General features: G+C 39.0%; 22 protein-coding genes. 3 read left to right on the forward strand and 19 right to left on the reverse strand.

Annotation, left to right across the window (positions count from 1 at the left end):
• Window positions 1-5: 5 nt before the first annotated feature.
• From NE664_06285 to NE664_06305, 5 genes are read right to left on the reverse strand one after another with little or no spacing between them, the layout of a single operon-like run.
• Entirely contained in the window at window positions 6-1,199 is a 1,194-nt protein-coding gene (locus tag NE664_06285; protein MCQ4726271.1) for a DUF1887 family CARF protein, read from the reverse strand.
• A gap of 28 nt (window positions 1,200-1,227) precedes the next feature.
• Window positions 1,228-1,647 carry a spore germination protein GerW family protein gene (locus tag NE664_06290; protein ID MCQ4726272.1) on the reverse strand — a complete coding sequence of 140 codons (420 nt, stop codon included), beginning with the start codon at window positions 1,645-1,647 and terminating at the stop codon, window positions 1,228-1,230.
• Between the two features lie 10 nt (window positions 1,648-1,657).
• Window positions 1,658-2,728: a hypothetical protein gene (locus NE664_06295; GenBank protein ID MCQ4726273.1), complete on the reverse strand. Its 1,071-nt coding sequence runs from the start codon at window positions 2,726-2,728 to the stop codon at window positions 1,658-1,660.
• Between the two features lie 20 nt (window positions 2,729-2,748).
• Window positions 2,749-3,435: a TIGR01906 family membrane protein gene (locus tag NE664_06300; protein ID MCQ4726274.1), complete on the reverse strand. Its 687-nt coding sequence runs from the start codon at window positions 3,433-3,435 to the stop codon at window positions 2,749-2,751.
• A 12-nt stretch (window positions 3,436-3,447) separates the two neighbouring features.
• The gene (locus NE664_06305) at window positions 3,448-3,774 is read right to left on the reverse strand and encodes a hypothetical protein (protein ID MCQ4726275.1); all 327 of its coding nucleotides are present in this window, start codon (window positions 3,772-3,774) and stop codon (window positions 3,448-3,450) included.
• Window positions 3,775-4,137: 363 nt separating this feature from the next.
• Between NE664_06305 and NE664_06310 the strand changes: the two genes are divergently transcribed.
• The 3 genes from NE664_06310 to NE664_06320 are packed head-to-tail and all read left to right on the forward strand — an operon-like array spanning window position 4,138 to window position 7,926.
• Window positions 4,138-5,886 carry a Na/Pi cotransporter family protein gene (locus tag NE664_06310; GenBank protein ID MCQ4726276.1) on the forward strand — a complete coding sequence of 583 codons (1,749 nt, stop codon included), beginning with the start codon at window positions 4,138-4,140 and terminating at the stop codon, window positions 5,884-5,886.
• Window positions 5,887-5,892: 6 nt separating this feature from the next.
• Window positions 5,893-6,579, forward strand: coding sequence for a response regulator transcription factor (locus tag NE664_06315; protein MCQ4726277.1), 687 nt, complete (start codon window positions 5,893-5,895; stop codon window positions 6,577-6,579).
• 9 nt (window positions 6,580-6,588) lie between these two features.
• Window positions 6,589-7,926 carry an ATP-binding protein gene (locus NE664_06320; protein ID MCQ4726278.1) on the forward strand — a complete coding sequence of 446 codons (1,338 nt, stop codon included), beginning with the start codon at window positions 6,589-6,591 and terminating at the stop codon, window positions 7,924-7,926.
• Window positions 7,927-7,995: 69 nt separating this feature from the next.
• On the opposite strand, the gene NE664_06325 is transcribed toward NE664_06320, so the two are convergent.
• From NE664_06325 to NE664_06390, 14 genes are all read right to left on the reverse strand, one after another.
• Window positions 7,996-8,229: a DUF378 domain-containing protein gene (locus tag NE664_06325; GenBank protein MCQ4726279.1), complete on the reverse strand. Its 234-nt coding sequence runs from the start codon at window positions 8,227-8,229 to the stop codon at window positions 7,996-7,998.
• A gap of 70 nt (window positions 8,230-8,299) precedes the next feature.
• Entirely contained in the window at window positions 8,300-9,559 is a 1,260-nt protein-coding gene (locus NE664_06330; GenBank protein ID MCQ4726280.1) for an insulinase family protein, read from the reverse strand.
• Between the two features lie 88 nt (window positions 9,560-9,647).
• On the reverse strand, window positions 9,648-11,765 hold the full coding sequence (locus tag NE664_06335; protein ID MCQ4726281.1) for a polyribonucleotide nucleotidyltransferase: 2,118 nt from the start codon (window positions 11,763-11,765) through the stop codon (window positions 9,648-9,650).
• A gap of 177 nt (window positions 11,766-11,942) precedes the next feature.
• A complete protein-coding gene (rpsO, locus tag NE664_06340) occupies window positions 11,943-12,203 on the reverse strand; it encodes a 30S ribosomal protein S15 (protein MCQ4726282.1) in 261 nt (86 codons plus the stop codon).
• A gap of 139 nt (window positions 12,204-12,342) precedes the next feature.
• Window positions 12,343-13,293, reverse strand: coding sequence for a bifunctional riboflavin kinase/FAD synthetase (locus NE664_06345; GenBank protein MCQ4726283.1), 951 nt, complete (start codon window positions 13,291-13,293; stop codon window positions 12,343-12,345).
• Window positions 13,294-13,339: 46 nt separating this feature from the next.
• Complete coding sequence (gene truB / locus NE664_06350) at window positions 13,340-14,248, reverse strand: tRNA pseudouridine(55) synthase TruB (protein MCQ4726284.1); 909 nt, start codon at window positions 14,246-14,248, stop codon at window positions 13,340-13,342.
• Window positions 14,249-14,259: 11 nt separating this feature from the next.
• Window positions 14,260-15,219, reverse strand: coding sequence for a bifunctional oligoribonuclease/PAP phosphatase NrnA (locus tag NE664_06355; GenBank protein MCQ4726285.1), 960 nt, complete (start codon window positions 15,217-15,219; stop codon window positions 14,260-14,262).
• Window positions 15,212-15,589, reverse strand: a complete 378-nt coding sequence (rbfA, locus tag NE664_06360) for a 30S ribosome-binding factor RbfA (GenBank protein ID MCQ4726286.1) — start codon at window positions 15,587-15,589, stop codon at window positions 15,212-15,214. The genes NE664_06355 and rbfA overlap by 8 nt, the downstream gene beginning before the upstream one ends.
• 24 nt (window positions 15,590-15,613) lie before the next feature.
• A complete protein-coding gene (infB, locus tag NE664_06365) occupies window positions 15,614-17,968 on the reverse strand; it encodes a translation initiation factor IF-2 (protein MCQ4726287.1) in 2,355 nt (784 codons plus the stop codon).
• A gap of 31 nt (window positions 17,969-17,999) precedes the next feature.
• The gene (locus NE664_06370; GenBank protein ID MCQ4726288.1) at window positions 18,000-18,299 is read right to left on the reverse strand and encodes a ribosomal L7Ae/L30e/S12e/Gadd45 family protein; all 300 of its coding nucleotides are present in this window, start codon (window positions 18,297-18,299) and stop codon (window positions 18,000-18,002) included.
• Complete coding sequence (locus tag NE664_06375; protein ID MCQ4726289.1) at window positions 18,292-18,561, reverse strand: YlxR family protein; 270 nt, start codon at window positions 18,559-18,561, stop codon at window positions 18,292-18,294. The genes NE664_06370 and NE664_06375 overlap by 8 nt, the downstream gene beginning before the upstream one ends.
• 22 nt (window positions 18,562-18,583) lie before the next feature.
• Window positions 18,584-19,717, reverse strand: a complete 1,134-nt coding sequence (gene nusA, locus NE664_06380) for a transcription termination factor NusA (protein ID MCQ4726290.1) — start codon at window positions 19,715-19,717, stop codon at window positions 18,584-18,586.
• 17 nt (window positions 19,718-19,734) lie between these two features.
• On the reverse strand, window positions 19,735-20,202 hold the full coding sequence (rimP, locus tag NE664_06385) for a ribosome maturation factor RimP (GenBank protein ID MCQ4726291.1): 468 nt from the start codon (window positions 20,200-20,202) through the stop codon (window positions 19,735-19,737).
• A gap of 110 nt (window positions 20,203-20,312) precedes the next feature.
• Window positions 20,313-21,587 (reverse strand): adenylosuccinate synthase, encoded by a 1,275-nt coding sequence (locus NE664_06390; GenBank protein ID MCQ4726292.1) that lies wholly within the window; start codon window positions 21,585-21,587, stop codon window positions 20,313-20,315.
• Between the last annotated feature and the right edge of the window lie 94 nt (window positions 21,588-21,681).

Raw genomic sequence — 21,681 nt, forward strand, 5'->3', positions numbered from 1 at the left:
TGTATTCAAACTTTTTTCCATTTCAGGCTGATCAAATTATGTCCTCTAACCGTTTTTATAAGCCTGTCCTGAAAATTGTCGCTTAATATATCCTCTTTTCCAAGCATTTCAATACCAAGTTCCCTGCTTCTTCTGTATGTACCCGTTTTTAATTCCTTATCGTTTCCGAACGTAACAATAATTGCTTTGGAAAACCATCCGCCAAGACGCTTTTTAGCAATAAGCAGTTCATTTAAGGCAGGAGTATCCGCATCTTTCAATTTGCAGGAAATAAAAACCGGCATACTTTTATCCATTAAAATTATATCTATTTCATTTCCCGCAACAGTATATCCGTCATATGCGTCCCAGTCGATCATTGCCCCAAGCTTTACATCCTGAAAAACGCCGCTTTTAACAGCATTTATGTATACGAATAATTCCAGCCATACGCCGTAATTTATAAGATAGCTTTTAGCAAGTTTTGAAACAAACGACAACACAACATATTTTCCCGAAAAATACAAATCCCGTATAAAGCCCATTTTCTGAAATTCATAAAGCATATCTTTATCGGGGCTTACATGGCGTCCGTCCTTTTGGTATATTTCCGCTCTGACTCTTAAATCAAGCTGCGACGGAGCCGAATCTGCCATAGCCGTCTGAAAAAAGCCGCATGTATTTCGCCATTTGCTAAGATGATTAAAAATATACCTGCACATTTTTAATATATTGTCAAAATCTTTTTCATCCGGCTCGGCATGGGAATTTCCGATAAAGTCAGATCCTCTCGCATCCACAAAATCCGAAAGGGTAAGCATTTCCGTTTTAACAAAATCGTTTTCATTTTCTATATTTACAAGCTTTTCTTCAATTATATCCGTATATACAAGCTTTGCGCCCTTTTCCGTTCCGGCTTTATAGCCGGCTATAACCATCAATTCGCTTCCTCCCGTAAGATCAATTATACAGTTTCCGTTTTCATCTATTACCTCGCAAACTTTTTTATAAATGTCATTCATTTTTAAGATATTTACCGGATACTTTTCAAGTATTATATTAGGAAGATGTTTTTTAAAACATTTCTCCAGACTTACAAATCTATACATATCATCTAAAGCATTATCGTAAATATATATAACTTTATCTGGCTTTACAGTCAGAACGCCAAGCGTGTTCTTTATAATGTCCTTGTCGTAAAATTCAATCTGCGTCGTCATGATAACCACCGGCTTTCAAAATTTTCGACTACTCTTCAACAATAATTTTTTCTTCAAATTTAACTTCTGCTCCGTCGTCTTTAGTCTTATTATTTTTATTCCCGAATATGGAGCCGAAATTAAGCTTTGAAACAGCTCCGGGAACCATATCGATAAGTTTGTTCACCGCATCCTGATTTTTAATATTTATAAGCTGTACGCTGCCGTTTATAATAGCTATAACAGCGCTCGGCGTAATCTTTGCCCCCATTCCTCCGGCTCCCGATTCCGTTTTTTTCCTGTCGGGATTCTCACTGCCTAGCGCTCCCATACCGAAACTTACTTCTATAAGCGGTATAAGCACAACATCGCCAATAGTAACTGCATCGCCGACAACTGTTTTTGTAGATACAAAATCGTCAAGCCTGCTGCATAATGCTTCAATATTTCCGTTTATAGATGCGCCCATATATGTCACCTTAACCCTTCAAATATATTTTAATAATTTTTCTTATCGGTTTTGATAATACATAAACTAAAGCCGAGCCGACAAGCCTGCCGACCGTTATGCTTCCTAAAATATTGATATTTCCTTCCGCCGTTTTTTTAGAAAAATCGCCTTTTATATTTACCGTTTCATAAAACATCCCTTTCAATACTGCCCCTGCGGCCACTATATTTCCCGTATCGCATGGATCGCCCGTACCGATAACGGCGTTAACAACAGTCCTTTCAGGCGCAATATCTTTAAAAACTGATTTAATAAATTTTACCGAAACCTTGGCAACAGCCTTTTTCTCTTCCCACGGCATATCTTTAAAATATTTAAGGTCAATTTTCCCGCCTTCATCCGGTAATCCGTTTTTATCGCCATTACTTTCTTCGGACATCCTATGATTTTCAGATATATTTCCCGTTTCATCATTAACTTTTTTATCAGTTTTAAAATCACTGTTTAAATTAACATTATTATTAATATTGTCAAACTTAAATTCGGACATTTTAACGCGCCTTACAACAGGTTTTTTTATATTTTTAGCGTTAAACTCTTTAATATTTTCTTCACCTTTATCATCAAAGCCGGGAAATACCGCCTTTTCGATTTTAATCGCTGTGTCTTTCGATTCCGCCGAAATATCTTCAAAGCTTCCTTTTTTTATTTCCTCAGAACCCATATTTAAATTTTGGTTTGCAGCGTTAATCCGTTCGCCAGTTTTTTCCTGCGCGCTTATTTCACAGCTTTTATTTTCTCTTCTTTCAGCCGATTTCCTTTTCTTCTTCTTTTTCCTATAATTTTCAATATTGGCTCCAAGTATTTTAATCATTATTTTCGCTTTATCTTCCAAATAAATTATATCAATATTTACAATTCCGAAAAGCCATTTAATATTTACATTCCCTTTAACGCTTTCATACTTTTCAGCATTTATAAAATATTTAACCGGAACAAAAAGTATAATACAAGCTAAAACTATTAAAATACCTATAACGGCTAAAATTACAACGCCGATAAATTTCAACGCTCCAAGAAGAATTAACAGTATATCCATGTTATACCACCTTGTTTGTCCTATGCCGCTTTGTTGCGCTTCTTTAAAAATACGGCCAGAGAAATTATCCAAATAAAAAATAATACCAAAACAAAAATAATTCCTATTTTCAAGGCCATAGCAATAAAAAAGCTTTCCGGAACAATATTAATAAGCCTGTCCCTTGTGTAATCCAGCTGCCATAAATCATTTGTAAAAAATATCTCATGAAAATAATTAAAAGCAGTCGTAAAGTCCCTTGATATAATAAAACCTAATACAGCGATGCAGGCAGAGAGAACTGGAATCCCAAAAACAAAATACTTTGAAGCGGATTTAAGGCCGGCTCCCAAATACATTAACGCCGCAAATGAAATCACAGCTGCAACCGCGGCGCCGTCCCTTATATTTTTGCCGCTCATCATTAAATTTCTTACGTCAACCATATGGTCGAGCTCCCTGCTGTTAAAAAACTGAGTTTCCGTGCCGTTTATATCAACAATTAAATTTAAGTAGTTTATACTGCCTTTCATATAATTAATTAAGTTATCCGTAACTTTTTCCAAATCTTCTTCATTTATTGATACTGTTTCATATACGTTGTTTTTTTGATATTGGCTGTAATAAAACTCCTTATCATGAAGAGCAACATAGTCTACCGAAGTCAGCAGGCAAACAATTAAAACAGAAAAAAACAATATAATTCCTAAAAATGCCCTTAACGCCATCAAACAAAACCACTACTCCCCGATAATATTATCTCTAAAGTCAAACACGGTTTTCCCTGCGGAAATCCAATACTCCAAAATTTCCGCAAACAACTTTCTTGCGCTGTATTTTCCATGCGCTATGCCAATAGCTTTAATATCGTTCTTGCCGCCTATTTCCTTTAAGAACTGGCGCGACGTAATGATTTGCGCGATATTGCGTCCGCTCTTGTAAACGCAGATAATATAAATATTATAAACAGGAATACCATTTTTTAAGCTATAAATGACTGTATTTAAATCTTCTATTTCCTTGCCTACAAAAATATTGTCAATAAAAAATTCGTCAATAATATCCAACAAACCACCGCCTTTATTTTAATAATTATACCTTAAACTGCCGAAAATTAAAATAACAATTTAATAATATAGCCGAAAATGCCGTATCAATATTTTTTATTTACGAAATAAGAGATTAATCTAAGTTATATTCGTTTTAATGATATATCCGTAAAAATAAAATGTCAATATATGCAAAAATTACATTTATATATTTTCCAACATGTCAAAAATATATAATAAATTTATTTAAGCTTTAAAATACAAGTTTTCTACATATGGATTTTACATAAATTTTACATACTGTTGTATATGGATTTTACCTTTGGCCGATACTATAAATACGGGAATTATTGTAAAAAGAAATATTTTGGGAGGAATACTATGTCAATTTTTAATGTATTAAGCCTGATAGGCGGGCTGGCGCTTTTCCTGTTCGGCATGAACATTATGGGAGGAGCCCTTGAAAAACAAGCCGGCGGCAAACTGAAAAAAATATTGGAAAAATTAACTTCAAACCCTTTTAAAGGGCTTATTTTAGGTATAGGGGTTACCGCCGTTATACAAAGCTCATCCGCGACAACCGTTATGGTAGTAGGATTTGTAAATTCCGGCCTTATGGAACTCGGACAGGCCATAGGCGTAATAATGGGCGCCAATATCGGCACAACCGTTACGTCATGGCTTTTAAGTTTAACCGCTATCGAAAGCAACAATGTGTTTATCTCGCTGTTGAAGCCTTCAAGCTTTTCGCCGATACTTGCGGCAATCGGCGTAGGATTTTATATGTTTTCCAAAGACGCAAAAAAGAAAAATTTAGGCACTATTTTTCTTGGTTTTACCGTATTAATGACTGGCATGGACACTATGACGGCGGCTGTTAAGCCTTTAGCCGACATACCGGAATTCGCAAATATTTTGCTTTTATTTTCAAATCCAATTTTCGGAGTCCTTGCCGGAGCCGTTTTAACGGCAATTATACAAAGTTCGTCCGCTTCGGTCGGCATACTTCAGGCTCTTTCGCAAACAGGGTCTCTTACCTATGGATCAGCCATACCTATTATAATGGGCCAAAATATAGGAACATGTGTAACGGCATTAATTTCTGCCATCGGCGCAAGCAAAAATGCAAAAAGAGCCTCTATGGTTCATTTGTACTTCAATTTAATTGGTTCCACATTATTCCTTTTGGTTTTTTACCTTCTGAATGCTATAATAGGCTTTGAATTTATAAATTCTTCGCTTAATGCGGCAGGCATAGCGGTAATACACACAACATTCAACGTACTTGCAACTATGGTAATGCTTCCTTTTTCAAAATGGCTTGAAAAACTTGCCGTTTTGACCGTAAAAGACAGCAAAGAAGACGAAGAATTCCAAACGCTTGACGACAGGTTTCTTGTTACCCCTTCAGTAGCTGTTTTTCAAAGCCGTGAAGTTGCCATTAAAATGGCAACGTTGGCTAAAGACGCCCTCTATGAAGCTATAGGGCTTACTGAAAAATTTGACAGCCACAAAGCCCGCGATGTTGTTGAAAAGGAGGATAAAATCGATATATATGAAGATAAGCTCGGAACATACATGGTTAAACTGAGCCGCCTTGACATAAGCGAAGATGACAGCAATGAAACTTCAAAGCTGCTTCACTGCATAGGCGATTTTGAACGTATAGGCGACCATGCGCTTAATATCAAACAGACTGCTGACGAAATTCACGAAAAAGAAATTGAATTCAGCCCGGAAGCCCTTGCTGAATTAAACGTTATTGCAAACGCTGTAAAGGAAGTTCTCGATCTTGCAATAGACTCGTTTATAAAAAACGACATTGCCCTTGCATCAAAAGTCGAACCGCTTGAACAGGTTATCGACATGCTTAAAGCCACCCTCAAAACAAACCATATCCGTAGGCTCAAAAAAGGCGAATGTACAACTGAAGTAGGCTTCGTTTTCTCCGATCTTATTACAAACTATGAAAGGGTTGCGGATCACTGTTCAAATATAGCAGTCTGCATAATTGAAATTGCCAAAAACAGTTTTTCAACTCATGAGTACCTGCATGAACTCAAAGAATCGAACAATAAAGCCTTTGAAGCTATGTATGAAACTTACAGGGAAAAATATGCCCTTAATTAAGGAGGTATTACAATGATTTATATTGTAGAGGACGATATTAACATACGCGAAATGGAAGAATACGCGCTTAAAAACAGCGGATTTCAGACAATGGGATTTTCTGACGGCGAAAGTTTTTTTGAAGAATGTAAAACAACTCTTCCAAACCTTGTTGTGTTAGATATAATGCTCCCCGGCAGCGACGGCCTCACAATATTAAAAAAGCTAAGACAAAATGACAAAACCAAAAAGCTCCCAGTTATAATGGTAACGGCAAAAACAAGCGAAATAGACGCCGTAAAAGCCCTTGACAGCGGCGCCGACGACTATATTAACAAGCCTTTCGGCATAATGGAATTTATAAGCCGCGTCAAAGCAGTACTTCGCCGTTTTGATATTGAGAGCGAAGTTTTATATACGTTTGAAGAAATTGTCCTTGACGACAGAAAACGCGAAGTTACCGCCGACGGAAAAGTATGTGAACTGACATATAAAGAATATGAACTTTTGAAGTATCTAATATCAAACAGCGGCATTGTTTTAAGCCGCGATAAAATTATGGACAATGTCTGGGGCACAGATTTTGAAGGCGAAAGCCGTACCGTAGATATGCATATAAAAACATTGCGTCAAAAACTCGGCCTAAGCGGGGCATACATAAAAACAGTCAGAAATGTCGGCTATAAAATCGATGTAATAAAAGAAGATAATTAAGGTGATTTTTTGGAAGAAAAAATTAACGCCCGAATGCTTTTTATAGGAATAATTTCCATGATACTTACGGCGTCTATGACAATAACAATATTCCACAAAGCGTTCGATAGGCAAATTAAAACTGATATAAGGCAAATGGCCGTTACATTGTCAACTATATATAACGGCATAGATGATTACAGCGATCTTGAAGCATATTCGGATAACGGCATACGCATAACTTTAATAGGGAAAAACGGCGACGTTCTTTTTGACAGTGACGGCGATGAATCCACAATGGAAAATCACAGTTTAAGAGAAGAAATCATTGCCGCAATGGAAACCGGTTCCGGGGAAGCCATGAGACATTCCGACACAATGGGATATAATACATATTACTATGCCGAGCTTCTTCCTGACGGAAACATACTTCGCACCGCAACAAATGTTGCCACAATGTACGCGGATTACAACAACACAATGCCAATGGTAATCGTTATAGGTATTTTAATATTATTTATAAGCGTATGCCTAAGCCAGATGCTTACAAAAAAACTTGTAGCTCCTATAGAAGCTATGGCGGAAAACATTGATGATATCGATAAGGATATACCCTACAAGGAACTTGAACCGTTTGCTCTGGCTATTAAAGAATATCACACAAAAAAAGATGAAAGCTCCAAAATGCGCCAGGAATTTACGGCTAATGTTTCCCATGAACTTAAAACTCCGCTTACAAGTATATCCGGCTATGCCGAAATGATTGAAAATGGCATGGTAAAAGATTCGGATATAAAAGTGTTCGCAGGAAAAATTCATACAGAAGCGCACAGGCTTATCGTCCTTATAGGCGATATACTTAAATTAAGCGAGCTTGACGAACCAAACAGATGTGACAACTGCGAACCTGTAGATCTGTATAAACTTGCAGAACATACAATTGAAATGCTGGCTTTGAACGCTGAAAAGTCAAAAATAAAACTTTTTCTATGCGGAAATGGCGCTGTTATAAACGGAAGCAAATTAATGTTAAGCGAACTTATATATAATCTATGTGATAACGCAATAAGATATAACAAAATAGGCGGATACATCAAAATCAAAGTATCTTCTAAAGACGGAAAAGCATATATAGATATAAAAGATAACGGAATAGGCATCCCTAAAGAATATCAGGACAGAATATTTGAAAGGTTTTTCAGGGTAGATAAAAGCCGCAGCAAAGAAACCGGAGGCACCGGCCTCGGCCTTGCCATTGTAAAACACATAGCTATACAACATAACGGCTGTATAAGCGTTGAGAGCCGGGTTGACGAAGGCACAACAATGCACGTTGTTTTAAAAGGGATGGATGAAAAAGTACCGTAAAAATATACGCGTCTGATTTTACTTAATCTTATTTATAATCAAATCGGACGCGTATATTTATTTTAATATTTATTTTTTCCCGTTGCTAAAATGGAATTTGGTATCGTGATAGTCCATTCTGCTGTATAAGCTTAAACAATACAACCCTGAAAGACCGACAACAGCAAAAATAATCCTTGCAACAAACTGCATATTTCCATTAAAAACAGCTGATACAAGATCAAAATTAAAAAATCCCACAAGCCCCCAGTTAAGAGCGCCGATAATAATAAACGTAAGGCAGAGCCAATCCATATTCTTCATATAATATTCCTCCTTAAGAAATCTTCGTTATATTATCATTTCCAAAGGCAAAATATTTATTAGTTTTATGTTAAATTGAATTAACTATTTTTTCTATATCAGCCTTCTCTATCCTTCCTACAGCCGAAATGCTCATCTTAGAATAGTCAAACAATTCTGATATTATATTTCTCATATCATTTAAAGTAACGGCTTCAATCTTTTCAATTACTTCTTCTATCGTCAAAATATTATCTTTAAGGAGTATTCCTCCTCCGTTTGAAGTCATCCTGTTAACAGTGCTCTCACTGCCTATAATAAAATTACTGATTATTTGTTCTTTTGTTTTGTCAAGAACCTTTTGTGAAATTCCCTCTTCTCTCAGATTCCTTATTTCGTCAAAAATCAAACTGAATACTTTCTCCATCTGTCCGGGGCTCATTGCCGCATAAATCGAAAATAAGCCGGCTTTGCTGTACTGCGACGTATAGCTGTAAATTGAATATGTTAATCCATGTTCCTCGCGTATTTTTTGAAAAAGTATACTGCTCATTCCTCCGCCGAAAATAGTGTTAAAAACTGTATACGCATATTTTTTTGGATCATCCCTTTTAATGCACGGAAAAGCAATTATTGCGTTAAGCTGTTCATTTTCTTTCTTCTTAACAGTAATAGCAGACGTATAATCAACATCTTTTTCTTCCTTGTTTCTGCGTTTTCCACTGTTCCATTTTGAAAATACCGCTTCAAACTTTTCAAGCATTTCTTTTTCTTTAAAATTTCCGGCTATTGAAATAACCGTATTATCCGCCCTATAATTTTCTTTATAATATCTGTATATAATTTCATGGTTAAATTTAGATATTGTGGCAACTTCCCCAAGTATCGGCATCCCAAGGCTGCTGCCTTTCCAAACTTCGGATTGAAGCGCCTCATGCACCATATCTTCCGGTTCGTCTTCATACATGTTTATTTCTTCAATAATCACGTTTCTTTCTTTCAAAATATCTTCATCGCTGAATTTTGAATTCAAAAACATATCGCTTAATATGTCAAAAGCTATGTCAAAATGTTTATCAAGCATCCTTGTATGATAGCATGTATACTCCTTTGTTGTGTATGCATTGATCTGCCCGCCTACTGCGTCCATTTCCTCCGCTATATCCCTGGCGTTCCTTTTCGCCGTGCCTTTAAACATCATATGTTCAATAAAATGCGAAATTCCGTTTAATTCCCTGCTTTCGTTTACCGAACCGTTTTTAACCCAAATTCCTAGAGAAATACTCCTTACATACGGTATCTCTTCCATTACAACCCTCAAACCGTTTGAAAGCTTTTTAACAGTAACCATAAAGCACCTCCATGATTATATTTAACACTTCCGCCTAAAAAAATACAGCGTTCAAAATATATGAACGCTATATTTTTATCATTTTATATTAATTTTTTTCTATCGCATCTTTAATGGAAAGGTTAAGCCTTCCCTGCCTGTCTATTTCAAGCAGCTTAACATTGACGTTATCCCCTTCTTTGAGGACGTCCTCTACTTTGTTAACCCTCTCTTTTGAAATTTTTGAAATATGGACAAGCCCTTCCTTTCCGGGAGCGATTTCAACAAATGCGCCGAACTCCATTATCCTTGTTACCTTTCCGGCGTATATTGTTCCGGGCTCCGGATCCATAGTTATGGCCTTAATTTTGTCTACGGCAAGCTTCATCATCTCTTCGTCGTCGCCTTTAACAAATACCCTTCCGTCGTCTTCCGTATCAATAGAGCAGCCTGTTTCTTCAATTATCTTTTTAATAGTTTTTCCTCTCGGGCCGACAAGCTCTCCTATTTTGTCAACGTCTATAGTAAGGTTAACAATTTTAGGCGCATATTTTGAAAGGTGCTCCCTAGGTTCGGCAATACATTTTAAAAGAACCTCGTCGATAATATAGTCCCTCGCACGCTTAGTCTGATCAAGCGCCTGCTCTATCATCTTAAATGTAAGCCCCTTTATTTTCATATCCATCTGTATTGCCGTAATGCCTTCATGAGTTCCGGCAACCTTAAAGTCCATATCGCCAAAGAAGTCTTCTAACCCCTGTATATCTGTCATCATAATAAAGTCATCGTCGTCCTCACCTGTAACAAGGCCAACCGATATGCCGGCAACAGGAGCTTTGATAGGTACTCCGGCCGCCATAAGGGAAAGCGTCGAACCGCAAATACTTGCCTGACTCGTAGAGCCGTTGGAACTTAATATATCGGAAACAAGCCTTATTGCATAAGGGAACTCGTCCTCACTTGGAATAACAGGAACAAGAGCCCTTTCTCCCAATGCCCCATGCCCAATCTCACGCCTTCCCGGCCCTCTTGACGTTTTTGCTTCGCCAACGGAAAAACCCGGGAAATTATAATGATGCATATACCTTTTTGTAACTTCCGACGTATCAAGGCCGTCAAGACGCTGTATCTCAGCCATTGCGCCGAGAGTCGTTACTGTAAGGGCCTGAGTTTGCCCCCTTGAGAAAAGCGCCGATCCATGAGTCCTCGGAAGTATATCTACTTCTGCCGAAAGCGGACGGATTTCTTCAATGCCTCGGCCGTCAGGACGTTTGTGATCCCGCAAAATCATACGCCTTACCGTTTCCTTTTCAAACTTATATATTATATCGTTAACAAGCGTTTCAATATCAGCTTCTTCGCCCACAATTTCAACAAGCTTTTCCGTAAATTTTTCTATAACTTCTTCTGTTACAGCCGTAATTTTTAAATCGCGTTCCTGTTTTTTATCTGTAAAAACAGCCTCTTCCATGCGGGCGTCCGTAATATATGATTTAATAAGCTCATACGCCTCATTATTAATAACGTATTCTTCATACTGCTGCTTTTCTTTTCCCTCTTTTTCAACTATTGTATCAATAAATTTAACCATTTCCACATTCACGTCGTGGGCAAGGCGTATAGCCTTCATCATCATATCGTTAGGCACAATATTAGCGCCTGCTTCAATCATCATAACTTTGTCTTTTTTAGATACAACCGTTAAAGCAAGATCCGATATTTCCCTTTGCGCCGAATCGGGGTTTACAATAAGCTCCCCGTCAATAAGCCCTATATTACATGATGCAACCGGATCCGTAAAAGGAATATCAGAAATTGACAATGCAATAGAAGCGCCAAGCATTGCCGCAATTTCGGGCTGACAGTCTTGATCAACAGACATAACCGTAGCGATAATAGCTACATCATTTCTGTAATCCTTAGGAAAAAGCGGCCTTATCGGCCTGTCAATGCACCTTGATGTAAGTATTGCTTTTTCGCTTGGCCTTCCTTCCCTTTTGATAAACCCGCCGGGAATTTTGCCGACAGAATATAGCCTTTCTTCGTAATCAATGCTTAAAGGGAAAAAATCAATCCCAGCCCTCGGTTTATCCGATGCGGTTGCCGTAACAAGCACAACCGTATCGCCATAGCGTACAATAGCCGCTCCGTTGGCAAGCTCTGCAACTCTGCCTATTTCAACTGATAAATCACGTCCCGCAAATTTGGTTGAATAAGTTCTAAACATACAAATTCTCCTTTTAATATAAATGTTTCTTCCGTACGACGACACCATAGATCCTCAGCTTTCCCCACAACATCGTTATAAAAAAAGCTGGAAACCTATAGTGCCCCATATCAACAACTTAAATTTTAATACAACAATAGAGAGGATATAAACCCTCTCTATTATCATCAGTATTAATTACTTCCTTAAACCTAACTCGCTGATAAGTTCACGGTATTTAGTAATATCCCTGTCTTTAAGATAGTTAAGAAGCTCTCTTCTCTGGCCTACAAGCATTAAAAGCCCTCTTCTTGAGTGGTGGTCTTTTTTATGCATTTTAAGGTGCTCTGTAAGGAGAGAAATCCTTGCAGTTAAAAGAGCGATCTGAACCTCCGGCGAACCTGTGTCATTAGGTGTCCTGCCGTATTTTGCGATAATTTCCTGTTTGTTGATTGCCATAATAAATTCCTCCTGAAAATTAAATAATATAACCCCGCATGCTAAGTGCAGGTTGGAGCTTCACAGCACTGAGCGGCGGTTTCAAACTTGTTCATTTTACCATATAATTTAAATATTTTCAAGGACTATACAGATAAAATTAATACTTATTTTTCCAAAACTCGTATTTTTCCGTCAAAAAATATTTTTCAGCGCTTTTTGCATCGTTCTCAAGCTGTTTCTGTAGTTCGTCAACTCCCGGAAACTTTTGTTCCGCTCGTATAAAGTCAAACACATATGTTTTGATATATTCCCCATAAATAACTTTTTTAAAATCAAAAAGATATGTTTCAACTATTTTTTTATCGCCGTTTACCGTCGGATTTATACCTATATTAGTAACTCCGTAATAGAATTTCCCGTTATAGCAGCTTTTTGTAGCGTATACGCCGTTGGGCGGAAAAAGCTTATCCTTGTCGGCTATAATGTTTATTGTAGGAAAACCGATCGTTCTTCCAAGCTGTTTGCCCTTCACAACTTCGCCGTAAATAAAATACGGTACGGTCAGAAGCCTGTTTGCCAGCTCTATATCCTTATTAATAAGGGCTTCCCTTACCCTTGTACTGCTTACCCTTTCATCTTCGTACATAACCGACGGCACATGAATAATTTTAACGCCGTATTCGGCGCCAAGCCTGTCTAAAAGCGCGCCGTCGCCTTTCTGATGTGCTCCGAACTTATAATTTTCACCGACAATAAGGGCTTTGCATTTAAGTTTTTTAAATATTATGTCAACGGCAAACTCTTCAGGGCTTAAAGCGGCAAAACTATTGTCAAAAGGATATTCAATATATAAATCAACTCCCATTTCTTCAACAGACATCCTTTTTTCATCCGGAGACATAATAAGGGCATTATGTTTCCTGTTTGAAAAAACAAACATTGGATGAGGATAAAATGAAAATACAACTGATTTTAAATTTCCCTCTTCTGCAATCCGCATGGTTGTTTCAATAAGCTTTCGGTGTCCCTGATGAAGTCCGTCAAAATTGCCGAGAGTAACTGCCGTTTCAGCGCATTGATCTATATTGTGGTTTGTTATATGTTCCATACTGCGTCCCTTTCGCACATTTACTGTGTCAGTAAAACTTTATTAATTATAATATTTTCAAAGGTTTTATGCAAACCATATTTTTCTCATCGTCAAAAACAGCCGTAAAAAGCCCTACCAAATTGTTTTCACTGTCATAAGCGGCAACAATATCGCCGATTTCAACTTTCCCGTCTGTTCGGTCAAAAAAGTATTCATAAATTTTACAGCCGTTATGTATGAATTTGTCTGCCTTTTTCGTAACTGATATTTTTTTATATCCTTTCAAAGCCTCTTCCATTGGAAGAATAACCTCTGAAATTCTTCCGTTGCCGCACAGCTCTTTCAGCTTTTCGAGTTTTACGGCCGTATCCAGTGTAAACCCGCCGCTCCTGCTCCTTAAAAGCCCGGACATGTAGGCTCCCCATCCAAGCTCTTCCCCAATATCATGACAAAGGGTCCTTATATATGTACCCTTGGAACACTCAACGGTTATTTTTATCATGTCAGGCGGTATAAATTCATCAATTTGAATATTATTTATATATATTTTCCTTGCCTTGCGTTCAACTTTACCGCCTGCCCTTGCAATTTCATAAAGTTTTTTGCCGTTTACCTTTATAGCGGAGTACATCGGCGGTACCTGAAGTATTTCGCCTTTAAATTTTGAAACGGCCTGTTTTATTTTCTCTTTGTCGAACTCAAACGGCCTGTTTTCAACAATCTCCCCTGTATGGTCCTGAGTTGTCGTAGTTGCGCCGAAAATAACTTCAGCAGAATATGTTTTGCTTTCAGCCATGATATAGTCCGCAAGCTTTGTGGCTTTTCCCAAGCATATGGGCAACACGCCTTCCGCCTCCGGATCAAGAGTTCCTGTATGGCCCACCTTTTTCTGGTTTACAATTTTCCTTACAACGGCAACAACATCATGAGATGTAAATCCCTTTTCCTTATATACGTTAATTATACCATCCAAGGCTATCTCTCCTAAAGTTCTTCGCCTATTTTATCCAAAATATTTTTTAAAACAACGTCAATTTCTTTTCCGCATACTGTGCACCCGGCTGCTTTTGCATGGCCGCCGCCGCCAAACATTACCGCTATTTTTGATACGTCAACGCCGTTTTCACTTCTCATGCTTGCTTTAAAAACCCCGTGTTCCTTTTCATATACAAAAACTGAAACTTCGGTGTTTATAATTCCTTTCAAGTAGCCGGATATTTCAGAAACGTCGTCGCTCACAGCCCCGCATGCCTTCATTTCTTCACCGGTTGCATACGACGCCGCAACAGCCCCTCCGTAATAAAGCTTTAAGTTCGTAAGCGCCGTACCCATTATTTTTGCTTCTTCGAACCTGCGGCTGAAAAAGATCGAATTATAAATTTTATTAAAGTCAAAATCATACTCCAACAGCTCGCCGGCCGCTTTAAGCGTTGAAGCTCCCGTTGAAGTATGCCTGAACCCGCCCGTATCAAACACAAGTCCGGTGTAAATTGCTGCCGCAATATCCGCATTAACAGGATAGTATCCGTTTATAAGTCTGAACACTATTTCACATGTACTCGAAGAATTTTCCTCAACATAATTTAATTCCCCGAAAAATGTATTGCTTTTATGATGGTCAATATTTATCGTATGCCCTGCTTTTTCAAATACGGCTTTATTTTTTCCCAGCCGTTCTTTGTCGCCGCAGTCAAGCGAAATATAAAGTTCCGGCAAATACCCGTCATCAACGTCATTGGAAACAAGCCCGCCTGTAGGTATTACAGAAAAAGTTTCAGAATATGGTTCAAGTATTATTTTTATTTCTTTTCCCATTTCTTTTAAACTCATACCCAGGGCGGCGCATGCGCCTACAGCATCGCCGTCGGGGCTTGTATGCCCCGATATGGCGATAGAACCGCTGGAATTTATAAGGCTTCTTATTTCTTCAAAAGTATTATTCATTGCCCTCATCTCCGGAACCGCTGTTTTTGGAAATTTCGTTTATTAATTGGTTCATTCTTACCGAATATTCAACCGAATCGTCCAATTTAAAAATAAGTTCGGGCGTATTCCTCAAATTAACCCTTTCGGCAAGGAGATGGCGCATAAATCCGCCTGCATTTTTAAGCCCCTTCATAACGCTGGCCTTTTCTTCTTCATTTCCCAAAACCGAAACATAAACCTTACAGTATTTAAGGTCGCTTGTTGTTTCAACCCTTATAACGCTCGTTAAGCTTCCTATACGGGGATCTTTAACTTCGCTTCTTATAATATTTGCAAGTTCACGCTGTATTTCATCATTTATTCGGATCATCCTGGTATTTGTTTTCATCTTTTCACCACTTTTCAGTTTAAATTACCTTGGCACTTCAACCATGATATAAGCCTCGACTGTATCGCCTTCTTTAAGGTCATTAAACTTTTTGATTACAAGCCCGCATTCGTAATTGGTGTTAACTTCTTTAACATCGTCTTTAAAGCGTTTAAGGCTCTCAAGCTCACCGTCATGTATCATTTCCTTATCGCGGAATATCCTAACTTTGCATCCCCTCTGGAACTTTCCGTCTGTTACATAACTTCCCGCAATAGTGCCAACGCCTGACGCTTTAAACAGCTGCCGCACTTCCGCATGTCCGATAATCTTTTCTTCATATACAGGGTCGAGCATGCCTTTCATAGCGCTCATTATGTCCTCGATGGCATTGTAAATTACCCTGTAAAGACGCACGTCAACTTTTTCAGTATCTGCAAACACTTTAGCCGCCGGTTCCGGCCTTACGTTAAATCCGATTATAATAGCGTTTGACGCGCTTGCAAGCATAACGTCAGACTCGGTTATTGTTCCAACTCCGCCATGTATTATACTTACCCTTACCTCTTCATTTGAAAGCTTTTCAAGGCTCTGTTTCACGGCTTCAACGGAACCTTGAACGTCGGCTTTTACAACAATCTTAAGTTCTTTCATATTTCCGCTTTGAATCTGCGTGAACAAATCGTCAAGGGACACTTTCTGCGGAGTGTCTTTAATCATTTCGGTCCTGTTTTTAGCCACAATCGTTTCGGCAACCTGACGCGCCTGTTTTTCATTTTCGGCAACATAAAAACTGTCGCCTGCTGAAGGCACTTCCGAGAGTCCTAATATTTCCACGGGAGTTGAAGGACCCGCCTTTTTAACACGTTTGCCTTTATCGTCCATCATAGCCCTTATTTTTCCGTAAGCACAGCCTGCCACAATAGGATCCCCTATATTAAGGGTTCCGTCCTGTACAAGAACTGTCGCGACAGGTCCGCGGCCTTTGTCAAGCTGCGCTTCTATAATTGTGCCGCGGGCTTTCTTTTTCGGATTTGCTTTAAGTTCTTTCATTTCGGCAACAAGTATAATCATCTCAAGCAGCGTATCAATGCCGACTTTATTTATAGCCGACACAGGCACGCAAATAGTATCGCCGCCCCAGTCTTCCGTTAATATTCCGTATTCAACAAGCTCCTGCTTAACTCTGTCAGGGTTAGCTCCTACTTTGTCGATTTTATTTACCGCAACAATTATTTCAACGCCGGCCGCCTTCGCATGGTTAATCGCTTCAACAGTCTGCGGCATAACTCCGTCGTCAGCCGCAACGACAAGTATGGCAATATCCGTTACCTGCGCTCCGCGCATACGCATAGCCGTAAATGCTTCATGTCCCGGCGTGTCGAGGAAAGTTATGGGATTTCCGTCAATTTCAACTGTATAAGCTCCTATATGCTGAGTAATACCTCCCGCTTCGCCAGCGGTTACGCGGCTGTGCCTTATTGAATCAAGAAGAGAAGTTTTACCGTGGTCAACATGCCCCATAACTACAACAACAGGCGGTCTTTCAATAAGATCTTCCTCTTTGTCCGGTTCTTCCCTGAATGTTTCTTCAAGAATGTCCTTTTCTTCTTCAAGTTCAAGTATTATATTAAATTCTTCTGCTATCTCTGACGCTTCATCAAATGTAAGCGTGTGGTTAAGCGTAAGCATTTTTCCTTTTTTCATAAGGCTTTTTACAAGTTCGCTTGAACTTTTGCCAAGTGTTTCCGCAAGTTCCTTAACTGTCAGGCTCGCCGGTATTTCCCTGATTTTAAGTTCGTCTTCAACCGGTTCCGCCGTTTTTGGCTGAACGGCAGGTTTCTGATTTTCCGGCTTTTTACTCTGCTGTTTTATATTTTTATTGTTTTTGCCGTTTTGCTGCTGGTTTTTATTATTCTGGTTCTGCGGTCTGTTATTTTGCGTCCTGTTCCCGTTCTGCCCGCCGCCGTGACCGTTTTGAGGCCTTGTATTTTGCTGATTCCTGTTATTATCGGAATTGCCATGAACATTCTGGCTTTTGTTTTCGTTTGAATGGCTAAACGGCTGTTTTCCGCTTTGCTGAGGTTTTTGGCCGTAATTTTTTTGGTTTGGTTTATTTTTAAACTGGCCGCTATTTTGGTTATTGTTTTTTTCCCTTTTTTCGGAAACTGCTTTCGGATGTTCGTTTTTGTTTTCCTTAAACTCTTTTGGCGGCTGTTGAACCGGCGCTTCCGCTTTAGTCTCCGGCTTATAAAATTCTTTTAATTTTGAAACCGTCGTTTCGTCAACGGCGCTCATATGGCTTGAAGCTTCTATTCCGTATTCTTTAAGCTTTTCTATAATAGTTTTAGAGCTGACGTTCAATTCTTTCGCTAATTCATGTATTCTGACTTTTGACAAAGGCTCCACCTCCAATAATGCATTTCCAATCCTATATCTCTAAAAGGGTTAATATTTTATTTGCGAACCCTGAATCGCAAACTGCCACTACCGACCTTTCGGCTTTTCCGACAGCATTTCCAATTTCCGCTTTTTTCCCAAAATATACAATCCGCACTTTGTAGTAATCAGCCGAATTTTTAAACTTCTTTTTTGTGTTGTCAGACGCGTCTTCAGATACGATAACAAGACTTGCCTTACCGCTTTTAACAGCATTTTCAGCAGCCGTTTCACCCGCCGACAATTTGCCGGCGCGCATACATAATCCTAAAATCGACAATGTCCTATTCATTTTCAGCAAGCTCTTCCCTTATTTTTTCATAAACTTCTTTAGGCACCGGCGATTTAAAGCTTCTTTCAAAACCCTTAGATTTCTGAGCTTTGTCAAGACATTCAACCGAACGGCATACATACGCCCCTCTTCCCGGCTTCTTTCCTGTTAAATCCAGGGAGAATTCCCCTTCGTCATTTCTTACTATACGCACAAGTTCTTTTTTATTTTTCATTTCCTGGCATCCTGTGCATTTTCTAAGAGGAATTTTTTTCTGCTTCAAAGTGGTTTCCTCCTTATATCAATTATTCTTCGTTTGTTCCGTCGTCCGAATATTCTTTACGCTCGGCATTATCCTCAACTATATCGTCAACGCTTTCCATATCGTCAAGAAAACCCGTCGCTTCGGCTTGGCTTTCGCTTTTAATGTCAATTCTCCATCCTGTAAGCTTTGCTGAAAGCCGTGCATTCTGCCCTTCTTTTCCGATAGCAAGAGAAAGCTGATGATCCGGCACAACAATTTTAGCGCTTTGGTTTTCCTCGTCAACCTTTACGGCAACAACCTTTGAAGGGCTTAATGCGGCGGCTATAAATTCCTTAGGGTCGTCGCTCCAGTTGATAATGTCAATCTTTTCTCCGTTAAGTTCTTCTACGATTACGTTTACCCTGTATCCATTCTGCCCTACGCAGGCGCCAACTGCGTCGACGTTTTCATCTTTGGAATAAACGGCAATTTTAGTTCTGGAACCTGCCTCGCGCGCAATACTCTTAATTTCAACAAGCCCGTCGTGTACTTCCGGAACTTCCTGTTCAAACAGTCTTTTGACAAGCTCGGGATGAGTTCTTGAAACATAAATCTGAGGGCCTTTTGTCGTCTGCTTAACTTCAACAACATAAACTTTTATTCTGTCTTGGAACGAATAAGTTTCTCCCGGTATCTGCTCGTTCGGCGAAAGAACAGCGTCAATTTTTCCAAGCTGTATTATAATATTTTTCTTGTCCATTCTCTGAACAATACCCGTAACTATATCTTTTTCTTTAGTTATATACTGATTAAAAAGTATTTCCCTTTCAGCCTCGCGGAATTTCTGAACAACAACCTGTTTTGCCGTCTGGGCGGAAATACGCCCAAAATCCTTCGGCGTTACAACTTCATTATAAACGTCGCCGAGTTTATACCTTTTGTCGATTTTTCTTGCATCCTCAAGGGAAATTTGCAGCATATCGTCCTCAACTTCTTCAACGACGTCTTTTTGCGCATAAACGTCTACAGCGCCTGTTTCCCTATTAATTTCAACCTTAATATTCTGCGACGTTCCAAAATTCTTTTTGCATGCCGAAACAAGCGACGTTTCGATTGCTTCAAATATTATTTCCTCATCGATGCCTTTTTCTTTCTTAATTTCCCTCAAAGCATCAATAAACTCCTTCTGATCCATTTTCCATACTCCTCCTTTTAAAACAAAACCGCAAGGCGAATTAAAGCAATATCTTTTCTGTCAAAAGATAATTCGGCGCCGTTTTCATCTGTAATTGTAACAACCGTACCGTCAAGCCCCTTTAGTATTCCTTGAAATTCTTTCTGTTTATCTACAGCTTTATAAAGTTTAACGTCAACCGTTTCACCGGCATATTTGACAAAGTCCGAATCTTTTTTCAGCGGCCTGTCTAACCCTGGGGAGCTGACTTCAAGTATATAGGCCTGCTCAATAGGGTCTTCCACGTCGAGCACTTTTTCAACGGCGCGGCTCACCGTTTCGCAGTCATCCACGGTGACGCCTCCTTCTTTATCGATAAATATTCTTAAATACCAATTTTGGCCTTCTTTTACGAACTCAACGTCAACAAGTTCATAATTGTCTTTTAATATAACCGGAGCAATCAGGTTTTCAACTTTTTTTTCAGTGTTCATCTCTTTCGCCATACTATCACCTCTTTACTATAAATAAAAGAGTGGGTTTTAAGCCCACTCTTTAACAAATCCCAATATTAACTGTAATATAGTATATCACCATTATATATATATTTCAATACTTATCTGTAAATAATCTCGTTTCTTTTTGGCCCATTTGATACAATAGTTATAGGATAACCTATTTCTTTTTCAATAAACTCAACATAATTCCTTGCATTTTCAGGAAGATCCTCATACTTGTCGATTCCTCTAATATCGCATTTCCAGCCCGGCAGAACTTTAAAGACAGGCTTTGCCTTTTCAAGCAGGGGAGTAACTGGGAACTCCTTAGTTACAACGCCGTCAATTTCATATCCGACGCAAACAGGTATTTCGTCAAGGTATCCAAGTACGTCAATAGCAGTAAAAGCAACATCCGTAGTTCCCTGAAGCATACAGCCGTAACGCGTAGCCACGCAGTCAAACCATCCCATACGCCTCGGACGTCCTGTAGTTGCACCGAATTCACCGGCGTCGCCGCCACGCATGCGCAGATCGTTGGCCTCATCGCCGAATATCTCACTAACAAAAGCTCCTCCGCCGACAGCGGATGAATATGCTTTGGCAACAGTATATACTTTTTCAATAGCATAAGGAGGTATGCCCGCCCCGATTGAAGCAAACCCCGCAAGCGTTGAAGAAGATGTCGTCATTGGGAAAATACCGTGATCCGGATCCTTAAGGGCTCCTAGCTGGCCTTCGAGAAGTATATTTTTTCCTTCCTTTAAAGCTTTATTCAAATACTCGGCAGTATTTACAATATAAGGCGCAATAATCTCCTTATATTCGATAACTTCGCTAAATATCTTCTCCGGATCAAGTTTCGGCTTTTTATAAAGATGTTCAAGAAGTATATTTTTAATTTCACATGCCGAGTTAATCCTCTCCCTTAGTATATCTTCATGGAAAAGGTCGCATATTTGAATTCCTGTTTTAGCATATTTATCGGAATAAAAAGGCGCAATACCGCTTTTTGTAGAGCCAAACTGCTTATCGCTCAAACGCGCCTCTTCATATGTATCAAATAAAATATGGTAAGGCATAAGAAGCTGAACCCTGTCCGAAATTAATATTTTAGGATCATGTATTCCGTTTTCTTTTAAATAATTAAGTTCTTTAACAAAATAAGGGACGTTAAAAGCAACGCCGTTTCCTATTATATTAACAGTATTTTTATTAAATATACCCGACGGCATTTGATGAAGGGAAAATTTCCCGTAATCATTTATAATTGTATGCCCTGCATTGCTTCCGCCCTGAAAACGGATAACTATGTCGGCGTCAGCGGCAAGCATATCGGTTATTTTGCCTTTGCCTTCGTCTCCCCAGCAGGCTCCTACTATTGCTTTTACCATATCAAATATTCCTCCCATATGTTTAATAAGGACTGGCTGATCAACAGCGCTTAATGTCAGAAAAACTTATTTGCTTTTTCGGCCCGGTTTCGTT

The sequence above is a fragment of the Anaerotignum faecicola genome (assembly GCA_024460105.1).
Lineage (GTDB): Bacteria > Bacillota > Clostridia > Lachnospirales > Anaerotignaceae > JANFXS01.

What these genes read in the sequence shown, in the direction of transcription:
- NE664_06330 (MCQ4726280.1), bottom strand. Translation starts at nt 9,559, where the DNA reads ATGGTTACTGTTAAAAAGCTTTCAAACGGTTTGAGGGTTGTAATGGAA.
- rbfA (MCQ4726286.1), bottom strand. Translation starts at nt 15,589, where the DNA reads ATGAAAACAAATACCAGGATGATCCGAATAAATGATGAAATACAGCGT.
- NE664_06295 (MCQ4726273.1), bottom strand. Translation starts at nt 2,728, where the DNA reads ATGGATATACTGTTAATTCTTCTTGGAGCGTTGAAATTTATCGGCGTT.
- NE664_06335 (MCQ4726281.1), bottom strand. Translation starts at nt 11,765, where the DNA reads ATGTTTAGAACTTATTCAACCAAATTTGCGGGACGTGATTTATCAGTT.
- rpsO (MCQ4726282.1), bottom strand. Translation starts at nt 12,203, where the DNA reads ATGGCAATCAACAAACAGGAAATTATCGCAAAATACGGCAGGACACCT.
- NE664_06345 (MCQ4726283.1), bottom strand. Translation starts at nt 13,293, where the DNA reads ATGGAACATATAACAAACCACAATATAGATCAATGCGCTGAAACGGCA.
- NE664_06325 (MCQ4726279.1), bottom strand. Translation starts at nt 8,229, where the DNA reads ATGAAGAATATGGATTGGCTCTGCCTTACGTTTATTATTATCGGCGCT.
- NE664_06390 (MCQ4726292.1), bottom strand. Translation starts at nt 21,587, where the DNA reads ATGGTAAAAGCAATAGTAGGAGCCTGCTGGGGAGACGAAGGCAAAGGC.
- NE664_06355 (MCQ4726285.1), bottom strand. Translation starts at nt 15,219, where the DNA reads ATGAATAATACTTTTGAAGAAATAAGAAGCCTTATAAATTCCAGCGGT.
- nusA (MCQ4726290.1), bottom strand. Translation starts at nt 19,717, where the DNA reads ATGGATCAGAAGGAGTTTATTGATGCTTTGAGGGAAATTAAGAAAGAA.
- NE664_06310 (MCQ4726276.1), top strand. Translation starts at nt 4,138, where the DNA reads ATGTCAATTTTTAATGTATTAAGCCTGATAGGCGGGCTGGCGCTTTTC.
- NE664_06300 (MCQ4726274.1), bottom strand. Translation starts at nt 3,435, where the DNA reads ATGGCGTTAAGGGCATTTTTAGGAATTATATTGTTTTTTTCTGTTTTA.
- NE664_06290 (MCQ4726272.1), bottom strand. Translation starts at nt 1,647, where the DNA reads ATGGGCGCATCTATAAACGGAAATATTGAAGCATTATGCAGCAGGCTT.
- NE664_06370 (MCQ4726288.1), bottom strand. Translation starts at nt 18,299, where the DNA reads ATGAATAGGACATTGTCGATTTTAGGATTATGTATGCGCGCCGGCAAA.
- rimP (MCQ4726291.1), bottom strand. Translation starts at nt 20,202, where the DNA reads ATGGCGAAAGAGATGAACACTGAAAAAAAAGTTGAAAACCTGATTGCT.
- NE664_06285 (MCQ4726271.1), bottom strand. Translation starts at nt 1,199, where the DNA reads ATGACGACGCAGATTGAATTTTACGACAAGGACATTATAAAGAACACG.